Origin of the sequence: Psychrobacter sp. GW64-MNA-CIBAN-0177, from assembly GCF_040309585.1 — a bacterium.
GTDB classification, from domain to species: domain Bacteria; phylum Pseudomonadota; class Gammaproteobacteria; order Pseudomonadales; family Moraxellaceae; genus Psychrobacter; species Psychrobacter okhotskensis.
This window is the reverse complement of the sequence record NZ_JBEOOY010000661.1, coordinates 1-231: the sequence shown is the minus strand read 5'-3', so window position 1 is coordinate 231 and position 231 is coordinate 1. Positions and strand designations below refer to the sequence as shown.

Genomic DNA, 231 nt, shown 5'->3' with positions numbered 1-231 from the left:
AGTCTGATATACAGGCCAAAGACATTGCCAATAAGTTACAAGAGCTAAAGCCTAGCGATGCTGATGCGGTAAAAGAGGTTATACAAGCCGTTTATGATTTCTGGTTTAACGAGGGCTTTGCTAAGAATATTCCAGTGGAGGCCTGCGCGGAGATTTTAGATTTGTATAAAGAGTGGATGGCTAATCATTAAAAAAGGAGAAAGCGATGATGTTTCCCATTGAGAATAACGA

1 protein-coding gene is annotated in these 231 nt (G+C 40.3%); it reads left to right on the top strand.

Annotation, left to right across the window (positions count from 1 at the left end; all coding sequences use genetic code 11):
* On the top strand, nt 1-191 hold a 191-nt coding region (locus AAEY79_RS16610), incomplete at its 5' end, for a hypothetical protein (protein WP_352289918.1).
* Nucleotides 192-231: the final 40 nt, after the last annotated feature.